The sequence below is a fragment of the Brasilonema bromeliae SPC951 genome (genome assembly GCF_012912135.1).
Classification (GTDB): domain Bacteria; phylum Cyanobacteriota; class Cyanobacteriia; order Cyanobacteriales; family Nostocaceae; genus Brasilonema; species Brasilonema bromeliae.
The window spans coordinates 1-17,032 of sequence record NZ_QMEB01000134.1 but is presented as its reverse complement, the minus strand read 5'-3'; the positions used below and the strand labels follow the sequence as shown (position 1 = coordinate 17,032).

General features: G+C 42.7%; 14 protein-coding genes. 8 read left to right on the top strand and 6 right to left on the bottom strand.

All coding sequences use genetic code 11. The features are described from left to right. The first annotated feature begins 138 nt into the window (after positions 1 to 138). Positions 139 to 1,587, top strand: a complete 1,449-nt coding sequence (gene glgA / locus DP116_RS17040; protein WP_169156310.1) for a glycogen synthase GlgA — start codon at positions 139 to 141, stop codon at positions 1,585 to 1,587. Positions 1,588 to 1,803: 216 nt separating this feature from the next. Here glgA and DP116_RS17035 read toward each other — a convergent pair whose 3' ends face one another. Both DP116_RS17035 and DP116_RS17030 read right to left on the bottom strand, forming a co-directional pair. Further along, positions 1,804 to 2,160 carry a hypothetical protein gene (locus DP116_RS17035; RefSeq protein ID WP_211173328.1) on the bottom strand — a complete coding sequence of 119 codons (357 nt, stop codon included), beginning with the start codon at positions 2,158 to 2,160 and terminating at the stop codon, positions 1,804 to 1,806. Between the two features lie 75 nt (positions 2,161 to 2,235). Then, positions 2,236 to 5,298, bottom strand: coding sequence for a HEAT repeat domain-containing protein (locus DP116_RS17030; protein WP_169156309.1), 3,063 nt, complete (start codon positions 5,296 to 5,298; stop codon positions 2,236 to 2,238). A gap of 216 nt (positions 5,299 to 5,514) precedes the next feature. Here DP116_RS17030 and DP116_RS17025 point away from each other — a divergent pair, with 216 nt between their 5' ends. The 3 genes from DP116_RS17025 (at position 5,515) to DP116_RS17015 (ending at position 8,714) form a co-directional block, all read left to right on the top strand. Continuing rightward, positions 5,515 to 6,450, top strand: a complete 936-nt coding sequence (locus DP116_RS17025) for a M23 family metallopeptidase (RefSeq protein ID WP_169156308.1) — start codon at positions 5,515 to 5,517, stop codon at positions 6,448 to 6,450. 363 nt (positions 6,451 to 6,813) lie between these two features. Continuing rightward, the gene (locus DP116_RS17020) at positions 6,814 to 7,458 is read left to right on the top strand and encodes a peptidoglycan-binding protein (RefSeq protein WP_169156307.1); all 645 of its coding nucleotides are present in this window, start codon (positions 6,814 to 6,816) and stop codon (positions 7,456 to 7,458) included. Positions 7,459 to 7,691: 233 nt separating this feature from the next. Then, the gene (locus DP116_RS17015) at positions 7,692 to 8,714 is read left to right on the top strand and encodes a peptidoglycan-binding protein (RefSeq protein WP_169156306.1); all 1,023 of its coding nucleotides are present in this window, start codon (positions 7,692 to 7,694) and stop codon (positions 8,712 to 8,714) included. A gap of 32 nt (positions 8,715 to 8,746) precedes the next feature. Here DP116_RS17015 and wecB read toward each other — a convergent pair whose 3' ends face one another. Beyond that, positions 8,747 to 9,862 carry a non-hydrolyzing UDP-N-acetylglucosamine 2-epimerase gene (gene wecB, locus DP116_RS17010; RefSeq protein WP_169156305.1) on the bottom strand — a complete coding sequence of 372 codons (1,116 nt, stop codon included), beginning with the start codon at positions 9,860 to 9,862 and terminating at the stop codon, positions 8,747 to 8,749. A 157-nt stretch (positions 9,863 to 10,019) separates the two neighbouring features. Then, entirely contained in the window at positions 10,020 to 10,397 is a 378-nt protein-coding gene (locus tag DP116_RS17005; protein ID WP_169156304.1) for a hypothetical protein, read from the bottom strand. 808 nt (positions 10,398 to 11,205) lie between these two features. Between DP116_RS17005 and DP116_RS17000 the strand changes: the two genes are divergently transcribed. Both DP116_RS17000 and DP116_RS16995 read left to right on the top strand, forming a co-directional pair. Continuing rightward, positions 11,206 to 11,970: a circadian clock KaiB family protein gene (locus DP116_RS17000; RefSeq protein ID WP_169156303.1), complete on the top strand. Its 765-nt coding sequence runs from the start codon at positions 11,206 to 11,208 to the stop codon at positions 11,968 to 11,970. A gap of 96 nt (positions 11,971 to 12,066) precedes the next feature. Next, entirely contained in the window at positions 12,067 to 12,255 is a 189-nt protein-coding gene (locus tag DP116_RS16995) for a hypothetical protein (RefSeq protein ID WP_169156302.1), read from the top strand. 31 nt (positions 12,256 to 12,286) lie between these two features. Here the strand turns inward: DP116_RS16995 and DP116_RS16990 are convergent, their stop codons facing one another. Together DP116_RS16990 and DP116_RS16985 are read right to left on the bottom strand one after the other, a co-directional pair. Beyond that, entirely contained in the window at positions 12,287 to 13,180 is an 894-nt protein-coding gene (locus tag DP116_RS16990; protein ID WP_169156301.1) for an aldo/keto reductase, read from the bottom strand. A 6-nt stretch (positions 13,181 to 13,186) separates the two neighbouring features. Then, complete coding sequence (locus DP116_RS16985) at positions 13,187 to 14,449, bottom strand: RNA-guided endonuclease InsQ/TnpB family protein (RefSeq protein WP_169156300.1); 1,263 nt, start codon at positions 14,447 to 14,449, stop codon at positions 13,187 to 13,189. Positions 14,450 to 14,601: 152 nt separating this feature from the next. Here DP116_RS16985 and DP116_RS16980 point away from each other — a divergent pair, with 152 nt between their 5' ends. Continuing rightward, positions 14,602 to 16,023, top strand: coding sequence for a BCD family MFS transporter (locus tag DP116_RS16980; RefSeq protein ID WP_169156299.1), 1,422 nt, complete (start codon positions 14,602 to 14,604; stop codon positions 16,021 to 16,023). A 65-nt stretch (positions 16,024 to 16,088) separates the two neighbouring features. Beyond that, positions 16,089 to 16,895 carry an inositol monophosphatase family protein gene (locus tag DP116_RS16975; RefSeq protein ID WP_169156298.1) on the top strand — a complete coding sequence of 269 codons (807 nt, stop codon included), beginning with the start codon at positions 16,089 to 16,091 and terminating at the stop codon, positions 16,893 to 16,895. Positions 16,896 to 17,032: the final 137 nt, after the last annotated feature.

Here is a 17,032-nt window from a genome sequence, read left to right as displayed (position 1 = left end):
CACCCCGGCTGCGCCACCCCTCTCCTTAATAAGGAGAGGGGTGGCGCAGCCGGGGTGAGGTATAGATAAAGTCAGTAAGCGCGGATTTGATATTAAAACAACTCTAATCTAGGCAGAATCGAGGGGACAAAGATTATCATGCGGATTTTATTTGTTGCAGCAGAAGCAGCTCCCATTGCGAAAGTTGGTGGAATGGGTGATGTTGTTGGAGCACTCCCCAAAATTTTGAGGACAATGGGGCATGATGTGCGGATCTTCTTGCCTTACTACGGTATGCTACCAGACAAAATGGAAATTCCTACCGAGCCAATTTGGTGGGGATCTGCCATGTTCCAAAGCTTTGCAGTTTACGAAACTGTTCTGCCTGGTACTGATGTTCCCTTGTACTTATTTGGACATCCGGCTTTTTCGCCTCGGCGAATTTACGCTGGAGAAGATGAAGATTGGCGGTTCACATTCTTCGCCAACGGAGCAGCGGAGTTTTGTTGGAATTACTGGAAACCGGAAATTGTCCACTGTCACGATTGGCACACAGGAATGATTCCTGTGTGGATGCATCAATCTCCTGATATCAGCACTGTTTTTACGATACACAACCTGGCATATCAAGGTCCGTGGCGCTGGTTTTTAGAAAAAATTACTTGGTGTCCTTGGTATATGCAAGGACACAACACAATGGCAGCTGCAGTCCAGTTTGCAGATAAGGTAAATACTGTCTCCCCAACTTATGCCGAGCAAATCCAGACAGCCGCTTATGGTGAAACTTTAGAAGGGTTATTGTCTTTCATCAGTGGCAAGTTGTCGGGTATTATCAATGGCATTGATACAGAAGTTTACGATCCACCTACCGATAAGTACATTGCTCAAACCTTCACGGCTGACACTTTAGAGAAACGCAAAGCGAATAAAATTGCTTTGCAAGAAGAAGTGGGGTTAGAAGTAAATAGCAATGCCTTTTTTATTGGTATGGTGACACGGTTGGTGGAACAAAAAGGCATCGATTTGACGTTGAATATTTTGGATCGCTTTTTGGCGTACACAGATGCACAGTTTGTCTTGTTGGGGACGGGCGATCGCTACTACGAAACCCAAATGTGGCAACTCGCATCGCGCTACCCCGGACGCATGGCAACTTACCTACTTTATAACGATGCCTTGGCTCGTCGCATCTATGCGGGTACCGATGCTTTCCTCATGCCAAGTCGTTTTGAACCTTGCGGTATTAGCCAAATGATGGCTTTGCGTTACGGTTCAGTGCCAATTGTGCGTCGTACTGGGGGATTAGTTGATACTGTATTCCATCATGATCCAACGAACCATGCAGGTACTGGTTATTGCTTCGACCGTTATGAACCATTGGATCTATTTACCTGTATGATACGGGCTTGGGAAGGTTTCCGTTACAAGGATTACTGGCAACAGCTACAGCAACGCGGTATGAATCAAGACTTCAGTTGGTATCGATCTGCTAAGCAGTACGTGAACCTGTATCGGTCGATTTATGGCTTACCACCTGAGGAAGAAGAGCAACCGTCACAGCAGGAGGAGGCGCAAGTTGATCAGCCAGTAGCGAGTGGTAAGTCCTAAATGGACAACTTTCACGTCACGCAACAAGCGATAGTATCGCTACTTAATGCGATCGGTTACAACTGCCTGGATTTGTAACCACCAAGCTAGTTATATCATGTCCGCTTAATTACTTACGATGTGTCATTGCGAGTGGAACGAAGTGAAACGAAGCAATCTCAAGCACTTGCGTTCGCTACGCTAACGCTGCGGACAACTATTCAAGTGGACATGATATTATTTCTGTTTCTGGGCAGTTTCCAACCACCTTTTACCCATTTCAATCGGGATACCCAACGGTGGACAAAGAATTTTAATTAATTCAATTCCCCCAGCTAAAATGACATCCCGAACGCGGGAATTAGTTTTCACTTCGTCATTAAATTTATTGACAAACACTTGTTTTTCGTATTCTGTTGTTGTCGGGTAATTTGTTTGCAGCTGCGCTAATAAATCTTGAATTTCCTTTGCTGCTTCGGCTGGGGTTTTCTCTGCAACATTTTTACCTATAACAGTACCTTGATTCTCTTCGATAATTTGCACTACTTCAGATTTTTCAAAGTTGTATTTAGACGCTTTGGATTGTTCTGACATTTTTTACCTCTCGAAATATAGCAACACGGATGTAGATTCTCGACTTCTTAAAGAGGTCGAGAATCTGAAGATTGGTTAGGTTTCAGTTGTTTTCTTACCGATGACATCACCTTCATTTTTTTCTATAATTTGTACTATTTCGGAATTAATTATAGTTGTAGAACTAGTAGATGTTGATTTTGTTTCTTCTATTGGGGGTGAATGGAAAATTTCATGGTTATAAAATTTGTATATTTCTTGAATTTGTAAAATCAAATCTTTCATTTCATATATTGCAACTAATAATAATTCTTGCATTTGAGGTAGAAATTTACTTACTACAATTTCTTCTACTTGTACAGGGTAACTATAAACTAATGATTCTTTATCTAAAACAGAATCGATTAAGCGATTTTTCTTGATTTTTTCCAATTTGATTAAGCGATTTTTCTTGATTGATTTCAATACATCAGTAGCACTTGAAGAAATAGATGATTCTTCATCATTTAAAGCATAATTCAGAGCATCTGTTATTAATTGATTGTTATGGTTTACTTCAGCAAGCTCTCCTAAAGCAATTACAGCACTCTGACGAACATCTGAATTTTCATCATTTAAAGCTTTAATTAAATGCTCTAACACCTGCTTATAATCCATTTTTCCTAATGCTTTTACTACATTAGAACGCACAAAAAATTTTTCATCCTTTAATGCTTGTATCAACGCATTAATTACCTTGTAATCACGGAATTTACCTAGAGCTTCTGCAGATCTAGAACGTACAAAAGCTTTTTCATCATTAAGTGCTTTAATTAAGGGAGTAATTACGGTATAACTGCGAAATCTTCCTAATGCTTCAACTGCACCAGAGCGCACAAAATAATTTTCATCTTCTACAATTTTGAATAAAGCACAAGCTTCTGCATCCGAACCTATATTTCCTAATGCCAAAGCAGCGTGATAACGTACCCGAAAATCTTCATGTTTTAATGATTTTAACAAGAATGAGATCGCTTGATTAAATAGTCCTTCTCCTAGTACTGCCTGTGCTTGGTAATTTCGGGGCTTTAAATATTCATCAGATCCTTTCTTATTTATTAATTTTTTATCATTGAGTAATTTCACTAAATTCAAAACTACCACATCAGATGATTCTATATTTTCTAACTCAGAAGCTATTCTTTCACAAAGAAAATGATTATTATAATCTTCGTAAAATTTAGCTTGATTCCACTCTGCAATATGTTTGTCTTCCCATTCCAGCAATTGAGACATTAGCTGCTCGTCACCGACACATGATAAAGCTTCAGCTAGACTATAAACATTGTCATAATCTCGATTATCCCGTGCTTGCTGCAATGGCGATCTCGCTTGTTCAGAACGAGTCATTCCCAAAAGTTCAATCTTAAGTCTTTGGTGAACCCCCAACTCCAAAACCAACCCCACTGTCTTCTCGTGAAACTCCTCCTTCACCTCCCCCGCTAACCGCGCACCCAACATCAAATCCACATCCAACGCTAACCGCACCACCTGCACAGCTAAAGCTTCATCCTCCACCAAAGCCAATGCGATCGCTATACTTTCCGTCCACTTAAGATAATTCAAATAATCGCGCTTTAACTTTGCATCACTCAAGTTAGGTAACAACCTCAAGAAATATTCTGCCGCATAATATTCTTGAAAAAGCTGATGGTGAAATTGAATCAAAACTTGCTCGGATTCGGAAGCTTTACTCTCCACTAAGCAATGTTTCAGCAAACCCTCTAACCAATCCTTGGCTTTTTGCGCGGGATACTCTACCCTACCTTTGAGAAAATCCTCTAAAATTGTTTCCGCTTGGCGACGAGAAATTAACAGTCGAAAATCTGTGGGGTTGGCTTGGAGATTTTCGGGTTGCATCATCACAAATGCTAGATGCTGCAATAAATCCTTTTTCCAGAGTCGCAATCCTTCCGCAACCGGAACAGTTTCTTTTTCTTCTTTGAGGTTGTTAACTGTACTGTCAAACTGACGAAATAAATCTCCCCGACTTTTGGGAATTTCCCGTTTTTGAAAAAATACATCGCACAGCATCTTCAATATCAACGGAGTTTCCCCCAACTCCCGGAGTCTATTTCCCAACTGCTGCAACATTTGCTCACCCTGTTCTGGGAGATACTTACGCACAAACTCCTGCATCTGTGCTTCTGTCAGGGGTTGCATTTCCAGTTGCTTGTCAATTCCTAAACTTCCCCCCACACCTAAATCCCGCGTGGTAAAAATCATTGGTGTTTCGGGGTAATCTTGACGGAATCGTGCTACCTTATCGCGTGCTTCATCGGAGGGTAATTCGTTCAACCCATCCATCAACAGCAATAATTCCTCGTCAATTAGTAAGTCTTCAATTTTACTAATATCAATCCGGTGCTTGTGCTTTCGCAAAAACTTGCAAATCAAAGTTTCTACCGAAGTATCCCAGTAGCGGAGTTCTACCAAAACGGGAATTTTTCGCTTTTCTCCCTGGATTGCTGCTTGTGCTTCTTCCCACAGCAACCGTTGTAAAGCTGTGGACTTTCCAGAACCAGGTTTTCCTATCAATAATACATGGTTTATAGCATATTTACGGATAGCCTCCAACACGGGCAACCGCTCTGTTTCCTGTTTTACCTCACCTGGCATTCCTTCTCGTTGTTTCGGTTGCCGTGTTTGCACCATCAAACCCACGTCAAATACTTTACCCTCAGCATCCGTCAAAGTATACATATTCGACCATTGCTGATACTTCTGGGCGATATTTTCTAGATATGTCTGGAACTCAGGATGAGGAAATAGAGGCGATACTCTAGAGGAGTTAGTTGGCGATCGCTGAAGTTCCTCTCGAATTCCTTGCAGCAAATTATCAATTTCTAGCTGCTTGTCTAAACCAACATTTCCACGTACTACTTCCAATAATGCACAAAGTGCTGGTTTCCCAGGGGTAATTTCTCCAAAGACTACCAGTGTGTTAACCATTTGGGGAATAAAAACATCCGCAGACGTATCCCACACCAAGAGGTTTAATACTGGTGAATTAGTTCCTAAAGCCAGTTCAAGATACGCCTGACGTTGTTGCTTATCCCGCATAAATGGTCTGAGGATAAGCAATAACTCTTGAATGATTTTCCCACTGACTTGTGCCATTGCCTAACTATATCGCCAAACGAGCATAAATTTCTGGTGCGTTGTTTTTCAAGTCATTTAAAAGAGCTACTGCACTCGTCCCTGCATTACATAAATACCTTCGCTGCGTACTTGATTCCGGAAGCATCCCACTAACACTCCTGATGTAGTTGATTTAAGACTGTAACAGAAAATAACTCAAGACATCCTAAACCATTTTCTTACAAGCTCTAACTAATGAAAAAAGTTACTATTACTCAAATTTGTACATATAGCTTGATAGGGTTAACGTCTTTCATTGCTGTCCTAAGTACAAATACGCAGGTTTTGACTCAGACAGCAAAAAGTTCCAACACTCCACAAAAATCTTTTCCCTCTAACTTAATTTGGCCCACTCAGGGAATAGTTTCTCAGGGTTTTCGCAAATATCAACATGAAGGAATTGATATTGCAGCAGCATCTGGTACTCCTGTTGTTGCTGCTGCATCAGGTACAGTAGTCAAAGCAGGTTGGAACGAATGGGGATTAGGAAATGTCGTAGTTGTTGAGCATCCCGATGGGAGTGTTACAGTTTACGGTCATAATAGCCGCCTTTTGGTGAAACAGGGTCAACAGGTAAACCAAGGACAAGTCATTGCAGAAATGGGATCGACAGGTAATAGTACAGCTCCTCACCTACACTTTGAAGTGCGTAAAAATCATCGTTTTGCTGTTGACCCTTTGACGACATTACCGTCTTTGATTGCAGGAAAAATCCCACAACAGCAGATGACAAGTCCTACAACTGTTGCTTCCCAAGCAAATCACGAAATCAACCAAGTCTCTCCAGCGCAGACACCACAGCAAGTTTCATCTTCACAACCAATTCCAGTGGCTGTTGGCTCTGTGATGGCTGATACTAAATGCAATGGGACTACAGTGATTGAAGGCGAAACAGCAAATATTTTTGTGAAAGTCTGTCAGGAAAATGGTCAGTTGTTTTATATTGGGCAACTCAAGCAAGATCCAAGTCAGCCTGTACGCCTCCCTGCTAGGAGTGTTGGCAGTTCTCAGTATAGGGCAGACAATGGTAGTTTTTCCTATGTTGTTAGTTCTGACAAGGTGGAAGTTTGGCGAAATGGTCAGCAAGTACGTTCTGATACTTTTTCCATTTCAAAGCAGTTTGGGAAATAAGGTTAGATTCTCTACCTCTGGCAATACTACAGATACATTTGCTTTTTTGGGGTGATGCTGGTTTGGAGCTGCCTGTGGAGAGGCGATAAGCCTCTGGCTTGACGCAAAGCGTATCGCACAGAGTGCCTGCTCTTTTGGGGCAATGCTGGTTTGGAGCTGCCTGTGGAGAGGCGATAAGCCTCTGGCTTGACGCTTTGGGTACGTATTCTTCCGGACTTTTTTTACAAAAATTATGTTTTCTTAATAATGTTCTCGGTAAAAATCCTTTACGATAAAGCGTAGTCTAAGTTACATTAGACAAACTCACCAGAAAGCGAAGTAAAACTCTGCATTTGTGAATTTTCCAGTATTAAGGAGCTGACTGTGGAATATCTTGCTTATTCTTTGATGGATAGTGCCTACGCAGAGGCGACTAAAGATACAGAATTCAGTCTTCCAGAATTGAAACTGCCAGAATTGAAACTGCCAGAATTGAAACTGAAATTCAATTGGAACAGAAATTTCAAATCTGCGTGGTTAACTTTCGCGCTAATCGGTGCGTTGTTAGGGATTTTAGCTCAAGCTCAAACAGCAACAGCCGCCTACAACGGTCCAGGAAACAACTATTATGTTAAGACAAAAGGCAGTGATCTCCTAGTCCGCAAAAGTCCTAGCTCATCAAGTGCCGCTGTTGCATCTTACCGTAATGGCTCACGACTTCCAAAAGTCGTAGGATACGCAAATGGATTTGCTAAGCTATCCAATGGTTATTACGTTGGTGCTAATTGGATTGGCAACAAACCTGGCAAAGGCTACACCCGTGGTCCTGGTGTTGGTGGTCCTTACACTTTGAGTTTAGGCTCTCAAGGTTCTACTGTTGCAAAACTACAAGAAACTCTGGGACTCACACCTACCGCATACTACGGTTCAATAACAGCAGATGCGGTCAAAAACTATCAGCGAAGAAATGGTTTACTTGCAGATGGAGTCGCTGGACCACAAACGCTATCTGCTTTGGGAGTGTATTAATTAAGAAAGCAGCTAGTATGCAACACATATTTTTCTTGGTCAATGTTCCCTGTCTGTTTGATTCAAGCGGATAGGGATTTTTGTTTTTGAAAAATTCACTTGAATTTAGAATTTCGTTCTAGACTCTGTCACAATTTATATAGACCAGTAAAGTTCTACCTAGACAAAACTAGGAAAGAGCGCAAGAAAACTTCTACACTCACCAAACGACTTTCAGCACAAAGGAGAAGATTGTGGAATACTTAGCCTATTCCCTTATGGATAGTACATATGCAGCGGTAACTGCAGATACCGAGTACCATCTTCCTGAATTTAAACTCACATCTAGTGGGCAAAAATATTTCAAATCTGCATGGTTAACTTTGGCGCTCATCACTGCCTTATTGGGAATTCTCGCCCAATCTCAAGCAGCAACAGCCGCCTACTACGGTCCGGGTAGGTACTCTGTCAGTACCAACGGCAGCTGTCTTAATGTACGTACAGGTCCTAGTACGTCCTATCGTTCTGCCAAATGTGACTCCAATGGCTCACCATTGCCACGAGTTGTAGGATATAGGAGTGGATTTGCTCGGTTGTCTACAGGTTATTACGTTTCTGCTAATTGGATCAATGTGCGCGCTGGCAGGGAATACACTCTTCGCCGCGTTCCCACACAAGATACTTATTATAATGATATTGACGGTAGCGCCACCCTTAGAAAAGGCTCCCAAGGTCAAGCGGTGGCAGAACTTCAAAGGGCTTTGGGCAATGTTACAGTCACTGGATATTATGGTTCGTTCACTGAAACAGCAGTTAAGAACTTCCAGCAAAGAAACGGCTTGCGTCCAGATGGAGTGGCTGGATCCCAAACTCTTAGTTATCTTGGGTTCGGAAACATTGGCAGCAGACCATCTATAGATTATCCTCCGTATCCTAATGATGGTTTTGGCGCTAGAGGTTACTCTCCATATTATAACGACAACTTTAGCCGTAACATTACTTTAAGAAGAGGCTCCAGAGGTAAAGCTGTGGTAGAACTTCAAAGAGCTTTGGCTAATGTTCCAGTTACTGGATATTATGATGCTTCAACACAAAGAGCAGTCAAAAACTTTCAGGCAAGTCTTGGCTTTCGTCCAGATGGAGTAGCGACACCAGAAACTCAGAGTTATCTGGGGGTAGGTAATGTTAGCATAAGACGATATTCTTCTGGGTATCCTGGAAATTATAGCTATTCTGGCTATTCTGGCTATTCTGGTATTAGTGTTGGTGGTCCCTAATTGCGAAAAGGCTCTTGATGTGAGGCTGATGTTTATGGGGAAAGTCCCAAGTAATTTTGCACAATTTGCAAAATTCGCTTTGCTGCATGACCATCTCCAAAGGGGTTAATTGCGTTTGCCATTGTTTCATAAGCAGTAGAATCAGAGAGCAATTGGGCTGCAGTCGCAAAAATGTTCTCGGTTTGAGTTCCCACTAATTTAGCTGTACCAGCAGTGACTGCTTCAGGTCTTTCTGTTGTTTCTCTCAAAACCAAAACTGGTTTTCCAAGACTGGGTGCTTCTTCCTGTAAACCGCCAGAGTCGGTGAGTAAGAGGTGCGATCGCATAATCGCTCCCACTAATTCAGCATAATCTAAAGGTTCTGTTAAAAAAACGCGGGGATGGTTTCCTAATAGTGTTTGCAATGGTTCTCGCACTATTGGATTACGGTGCAATGGCAGTAGCAAAGCTGTATCACCGAACTTATCCAGTAACGATAAAAATCCTTGAGCAATATCATACAGTGGTTCTCCCCAATTTTCACGGCGGTGAACTGTTGCCAGCAGGACACGATATTTTTCCCATTCCAATCCAGGGATATCACAGCCAGGAACACTTGCAGCCACAGTTAACAGCGCATCAATCACTGTGTTACCCGTCAGGTGAATTTCACCCAAAACGCCAGAACGTTTTAGATTTTCCACGGCTATTGGCGTTGGCGCAAAGTGCAATTGAGTTAGTTGAGAAATCAGCCGCCGATTAGCTTCTTCCGGATAAGGATTAAATAAGTCATCTGTCCTTAATCCAGCTTCTACATGTCCTACAGGGATTTTTTGATAGAATGCAGCCAAAGTCCCGGCAAAAGCTGTAGTTGTATCTCCCTGCACTATGACTAAATCTGGCTTACTTTCTTGGAATAATCCTTCCAAACCCCGTAAACTGCGACAGGTAATATCACTAAGAGATTGCTTTGGTTGCATAATCTCCAAATCATGAGTAGCTTTGAGGTTGAACAGTTGCATCACTTGCTCAACCATCTCGCGATGCTGTCCTGTCAAAATCACAGAAGTGTTCAGACTTGGGGAATTTTGGAAAACCTGAATGACTGGAGCTAGTTTGATTGCTTCCGGACGAGTACCCAATATAATGTAAATTTGCTTTTTAGTCATTAGTCAATAGTCACTAGTCAATAGTCATTAGTCAATAGTCACTAGTCAATAGTCATTAGTCAATAGTTCTCATCCGGAAATGACAAAAGACAAAAAGGCATGAAAAAACCCGGCTGAACCGGGCAGATGTACTGTTTGTCGAATTGAGTAGTGATAGTTATGGTTTAATTTCACAAGTTAATGGGCAAGAAGCGTAAACAGCGGTCGTTTGAATATTCTCTGTTTCTCCATGCAGCCAGCTCAACCATTTGATTTCGCTTGGATGAACTCCTTTAAGAGTCAGAGCTGCAGCAGCCATTACAACTGCCATCACATTAAACATGATTAAACCACCTGCAACAAGCAAAACCGCACTGACAGGCATTACCGATTGTAAAACAACTGACAACAGACATCCGACCGTAGCCATCAAGACAACTAAAGGAAAACCGACAACCAGCAAGCATACTGCCAATGTAAAAGTCCATATTAAGAAACTTTTCATCATCAACAAAGAGTGTGTCTTACCAAAATGAGATGTTTGAGACAAAGCCATGACTTTTTCCCTCAAATAGTAAATCAACAAAACAAAGATTCAGGTTTAGAAATGTCTAGCTCATTCATGAGCGGGATCAACAATTAGAAATTAAGTATATAAAAACCAACTCATAGAATGAGCGTTTATTTAATAAACTTTACACTTAATGTTTTGCAATTATGTAATTAAGTCTGGTTCTTTGTCTGATAGAAAACTTGATATTGACATCTATCTTTAGGCAGATAAACCAAAAAGCAATCATTTTAAAGGTTTATTTAAATTCAGTTACTTCTGGTCTGCTTAACATTTCTTATGAAAGTAAGGGAGGTTCCTCATAATTCACAAATGGTCTTAAACAAATTATATGTTAGTGGTGTCCCTACCAGATGGTTTGTCGTTTCTGCAAATGACAAGCGTTTTGAATTTGTTCACAAAAGTCAAAATTTCTTTCTAGAAATGTCACCAACTCCCAGTGAGATGGCAAAATTTCTTCGTGAGAGAGTATAAGTGTTGAGAATTATGAATTATAAATATTAAGACTTTTTAATATCACTAAAGGATATATTGTTAATTTTGAATTGATCATTATGGTCGCGTAATGTGCAGGTCGGGCATATTTTGAATTCCCCCGTATGCACAAAGCGCACGCAATCATGCGTATGCCTATGCTTTGTGGGCACGCTGAACGCGCAATTCGTAGCTCCTCTGTAGGAGGCACGGCACGCTTTGCGGAATGCGGAATCACACAGACCGCAGGTATACAAAGCAGCGTGTCCCGGAGAAACTTAAGTTTAGCGTCTCCTAAGGAGAAGGGAGTGACACGCCCTTGACATCCGACAAACCACTTTTACCTCAACTGTTTAAAGGCATTGCGCTGTTTACGCCTGGAGGAGATTTAATTTACTGTATCGACCCTAGTAAGCAAGGTCGATGGCATTTGCATTTGTGCATTACGTTGCAGGAAATTCTGGATTTACCAGAACCGCCTCATTTTCTAGTACCTTGCTACACGGCGACTATAGACCATTGGTTAAATCCACGCACTCAACAGATACAAACTTTTGCCGAAGCTTATCCGTCAGTGATGCGACATCAAGCCGTCCTGAACGCTGTTTTTGGGACAGGGGAGTTAACATGGCAATCTGCACCTTGGCAGGAGGGGTTGTGCGATCACTTAGTATTGACAACATATCGCTCTACATTTCCTCAGCTTTGGGAAGATCACGACTTAGTTATGCGCCTCGACCTTTGGGAGCCAACTCCTTCGTACTATCAACCAACAACGTCCGCACAACAACCCCAACCAAAAACAAAAGGTTATGTTCTCCGCCTGTTTGTTGCCGGACATAGTGCTGCTACTGAACGTATTTTACAAAATTTACACGAACTGCTAGAAAAAAATCTTGGCAACCCTTACACACTCAAAGTAATTGACGTTTTAACGAATCCAGAACAAGCAGAATCCAATCAAGTTTCTGCGACTCCCACCCTCGTTAAAGTTTGGCCTCATCCTGTTCGACGCATTGTTGGGGATTTGGATAATGTAGAGAAAATTTTACAGATGTTAGCTAATCAAGACAACTCAATGTAGGTTGGGGAGCCACTTGCATGGGCGGGTTTCCCACGCCACTTGCCACAACGGGGGGAACCCCCGCAAGGCAGTGGCTCGACTTGAGCAAAGTGGCGTTTGAACGCAGTCAAACCCAATGCAGTCGATAATTTGGTGTTGGGTTTCGTTCCTCAAACGCCAGACGCCTACGGAGGGAAAGCCGTCATTCGCGCTGGCTCCCCAACCTACAAGTATTATAAGTGTTCATCCGGACTTGATATTATGTATCCCGTGACAGAGGCAGGGAACGAGGAAAATAAAAAGTAAAAAGAAATAATTTCCTTTTACTTGCTTGTTTTCACTTGTAAGAACGACTGACTTCTTCTAACAGTCTGATCTCATCATCGTCCAATCTCCAACCCAAAGCACCTGCATTCTGTCGTACCTGTTCGGCTGTTTTCGCCCCAGCAATAGGAATGACGTTTCCTTGAGCGATTAACCAGTTTAAGGCAACTTGGGCAGGAGTACGCCCGTGTTTTTCTCCTAGCTGGCGTAGCAAAGATATCACAGGTTCAATTTTCCGCAAGCCTTCTTGACTAAAACGCGAGTCTATCCTTCTGGCATCTTTGAGATTATTGGCACTATCAGCAGTGTATTTACCAGTCAGTAAGCCTTGAGCCAAAGGACTATAAGCCAAGATTGTCACACCTAACTCACGGGCAGTTTTGAGAATGCCATTGGTTTCAATCTGGCGAGTCAGCAAAGAGTAACGGACTTGATTCACGGCTATTGGTACACCACGGGCAGCTAATATCTGGTGGGCTTCCCGCATTTGCTGTGCTGAGTAATTACTAACACCGACTGCTTCAATTCTGCCCCGCTTCACCTCATCTGCCAAAGCATTCATCAAGGTTTCTTGACTCATAAAAAACGTAAAAGGCCAATGAACCTGATAGAGAGGAACTTGCCCTAGTTGTAGACGTTTGAGACTATCTGTGAGAGCATCAGCAACAGACTGACCCATAAATCGCCAGGGAAAAGGACCGTATTTGGTTGCAATTTGTACTTGTTGGTTGGTTTTCTTTAAGAATTGTCCCAAAAATTCCTCTGAAAGTCCAAATCCATAAATTTCAGCTGTATCAAAGAAGGTGATACCAACTTCTAAAGCTGCTGTAAAAGCTGCTTGCAATTGATCTGCACCGTAGTTATTGCCTTGACGTACTCCCCGGCATAAATGCGCGGGGATTCTCAAAAGATGTTACGAAGCAGGCTTAAGCCTTGCTTCTCCACCCTTCTTCTTGCTTCTTTGACTCTTAACTAGACGGTTTCCCGTCCCCGCCAGACCGTCTCCACAAGCATTTTCTTCTACGCTGCGTCCCAGCGCGTTGACCCCTCTATTCCGGATCACTTGTGCAGATGCAACATCACGATGTGTCGTGTAGCCGCATGATTGACAGGAATGAATCCTGTCTTTCAATTCTTTCTTTCCAGTATGTGTGTCACATTGTGGGCACACCTGCGAGGTGTAGTCTTTATGTACCTTGTCAAAATATACGCCCCGCTTCCAACACACCCATTTAAGGATTTCAACGAATTGTCCAAATCCAGCATCTAGAGTGTGTTTGCCCAACATTCCTTTTGCCCAAGTCCGGAAATCGATGTCTTCAACAAACATCATTCCCGCGTCATTACAAAGTTTGTGGGCTAACTTGAAATGCCAATTTTTACGAGTATCTGAAATACGTTGATGGAGTCGGGCTATTTTGCGATTCAGCTTATGACGATTGTTTGACCCCTTCTGTTTATTTTTGAGCCTGCGTTGCAGCAATTTCAGCTTGCGATGCAGTGTATTCAAAAAGCGAGGTCGTTCAATCAATTCACCATCACTGGTCGCCGCAAATTTATCTAGACCTAAATCAATTCCCCTAGGATGGCCGCTTGCTACAGTGTCAGGAACATTAACGTCACATTCCAGTGTAAGCATCAGGAAATATCCTGATGCTTTACGAACAACTCTGACTTGCTTAACTTTGAAGCCATTAGGTATTTCGCGAGACTTGACATACTCCATCCAACCAAGCTGAGGTAGCTTAATTTGATTATCCTTGAGAACCTGACCTTTCCCTAATTGCGGGTACACAAAAGACCGCATCCGGTACTTGTTTTTGAATCGGGGAAAACCCATCTTTTTACGACTCATATCCACAAAAGCTGTTTCTAATTTTCTCAGCACTTGTTGGAGGACTTGAGAGTGAACTGTTGCCAGTTCGGGAAATTCAGCTTTTGCACGAGTCAATGCGTTAGCCTGTTCGTAGTAATTAGGGTAAGGTACATCCGCAGGTGTAATGTACTCTGAAATGATAGAACAAGAGTTGATAGGGCACTTACGAGAATTAAGCCAGTCTTTGCGTTCACGCAGAGCAAAATTCCATACTTTGCGACACACCGTTAAAGTGTGTTCAATCTGTTGAATTTGCTCATTTGTGGGCATTGCTTTGTATTCGTAAGTTAAACTCAACATTGTTCTTTCACCTCCTCTTACAAAATTATACACTATCTTGTAAGAGGTGTGACACCGCAGGATAAATCCTGCGTCGGCGGCTTTCATCCCTTGCCTAAAGGCAAAGGGTTTTCAGCCTGCCATCCTTAGAAATTTCCAGTGAAAAAGTAGCTATGGCAAGCGGCGATTTATTCGATTCTCCAACAAATTCCTTGGCGATGCCAAAGGTCAATGTATTGACTATGTTTCGGCTTGGCTTATTTCAAATGGGGCTGAGCATGATGTCTATCCTGACTCTAGGGGTGCTCAACAGAGTTATGATTCAGGAAATAGCCATTCCAGCAACGCTGGTGGGAGTGGTGCTGGCAATACAGTTATTTGTTTCTCCTTCTCGCGTTTGGTTTGGTCAAATATCCGATGCCAAGCCAATATGGGGTTATCATCGCACAACCTATGTTTGGGCAGGAGCAGCAATATTTGCTGTCGCCTCATTTTTAGCCGTGCAGGTATTGTGGCAATTGGACACTGTAGTTAATAATGTTGGTGGCTGGGCATGGACAACCCAAACAATTGGCTGGACTGCACTTTTGGCTCTAGTTTTCGCTTTCTACGGTTTAGCAATTTGTGCTAGTGGTACTGCCTTTGGCGCTTTGTTGGTTGATGTCTCTGAAGAAAACAACCGTTCCAAAGTTGTCGGTGTCGTTTGGTCGATGCTGATGGTGGGGATTATTATTGGGGCAATTATCAGTTCTAGCTTGCTCAAGCAATCAACTCCCGAGACATTACAGGCATCGGTTAACAGGCTGTTTCTCGTCGTTCCGGCAATTGTCTTTGGGTTGGCGATAGTAGCAACCTTTGGCGTGGAGAAAAAGTATTCTCAGTACACCACCCGTTCTACAATTATCAGCCGGGAAGATAGCATTACCCTTGGCAAAGCTTGGCAAATATTAACAGCTAGTCCGCAAACAGGTTTATTTTTCACCTTTTTAGTGGTGATGACATTGGGCTTGTTTATGCAAGATCCAGTTTTAGAACCGTATGGAGGTCAGGTTTTCCGGATGCCTTTGGCTGAAAGCACTAAACTGAATATTTTTTATGGGATAGGTGTACTGATTGCCTACGGTGTCGCGGGCTTTTTCATTGTGCCGCGTTTGGGTAAGCGAAGAACTGCACGCCTTGGCTGTGTCTTAGTGGCATCGTGTGCAATATTACTTGGAATATCAGGATTTTCCGCTAACCCAGCGTTGCTCAAGCTAGCTTTGTTATTGTTCGGTTTAGCAACTGGTATCCTAACAACTGCTGCAGTCACTTTAATGTTGGATCTCACAGCAGCTGAAACCGCAGGCACATTTATTGGTGCTTGGGGACTAGCGCAAGCGATGTCGAGAGGACTGGCTGTGGTTGCAGGTGGTGCCATCTTAGATCTGAGTCGTAAGTTTCTGCCCAACCTGGTGCTAGCTTATGGACTGGTGTTTGTTCTAGAAGCAATAATCCTGCTGCTGGCGATTTCGTTTCTAAACCGGATAAATGTGAGAGAATTTCAGACAAATGCTAAGCAGGCGATCGCCTCTATTTTAGAAAGCGAACTAGATTAATTTTGTCTCGCGCCAAGACTGCAAAAAATCTTCGCGCCTTGGCGTATTTGCGTGAAAATAAAAGTATGACTGAATTTTGGACAACAATTCTTGACTTTGCCCAAACCACCACTGCTAGAGTGGGAAACCAGTTAATGCAAGACTTTGGGCAAGTACAGGCTTTGGAAAAAGCAGATGGCACTTTGGTAACGCAATCAGATAAATGGGCAGATCAGGAAATACGAAACGCCATAGCATCTACTTTCCCTGATCACGGTATCCTGAGCGAAGAAGATGATAAGGTTTTCGGTGGTACCGAATGGTGCTGGGTGATTGACCCCTTGGATGGTACAACTAACTTTACTCGTGGAATTCCAATTTGGTCGATTTCTTTGGGTTTGTTGTATCAAGGCACACCAGTTTTTGGTTACGTTGCTGTCCCGCCATTGCGAGAAGCTTTTCACGGCTACTGGGGAAGTATACCTGAGTTAGAACTACCTACTGGGGCTTTTCGCAATTATCATCCTATCCATACCAGTCATGACGCCCCCAGTGGAAATCACTTCTTTAACCTCTGTTCGCGCAGCACCTCAGTTATACAGAAAGACTTTCCCTGTAAAATTCGGATGTTGGGAGTTGCTAGCTATAACTTCTTGACAGTTGCTGCTGGTGCGACGTTGGGTGGTATCGAAGCGACGCCAAAAGTTTGGGATATAGCAGGTGCTTGGGTGATTGTTCAAGCAGCTGGGGGAAGCTGGCGATCGCTCAAGTCAGAACCATTTCCTTTAATACCACAACAAGATTACACAACTCGCTCTTTCCCAACATTGGTTGTCAGTCGAAGAGAACTGCTTCCGGTTTTTGCTCCCTTTGTGGAAAGAGTAAAAATTTAAGACAGAATCGTAGCTTGATAAGCTAAAGGTACAGATTAAGAAGAACACATAGGTCAGAACTTCGCAGCTAAGAATATATTCCCTTGACACTCCCCTGCCTAAAGGCGAGGGGATTCTACATTCATCGTCAGAACTTG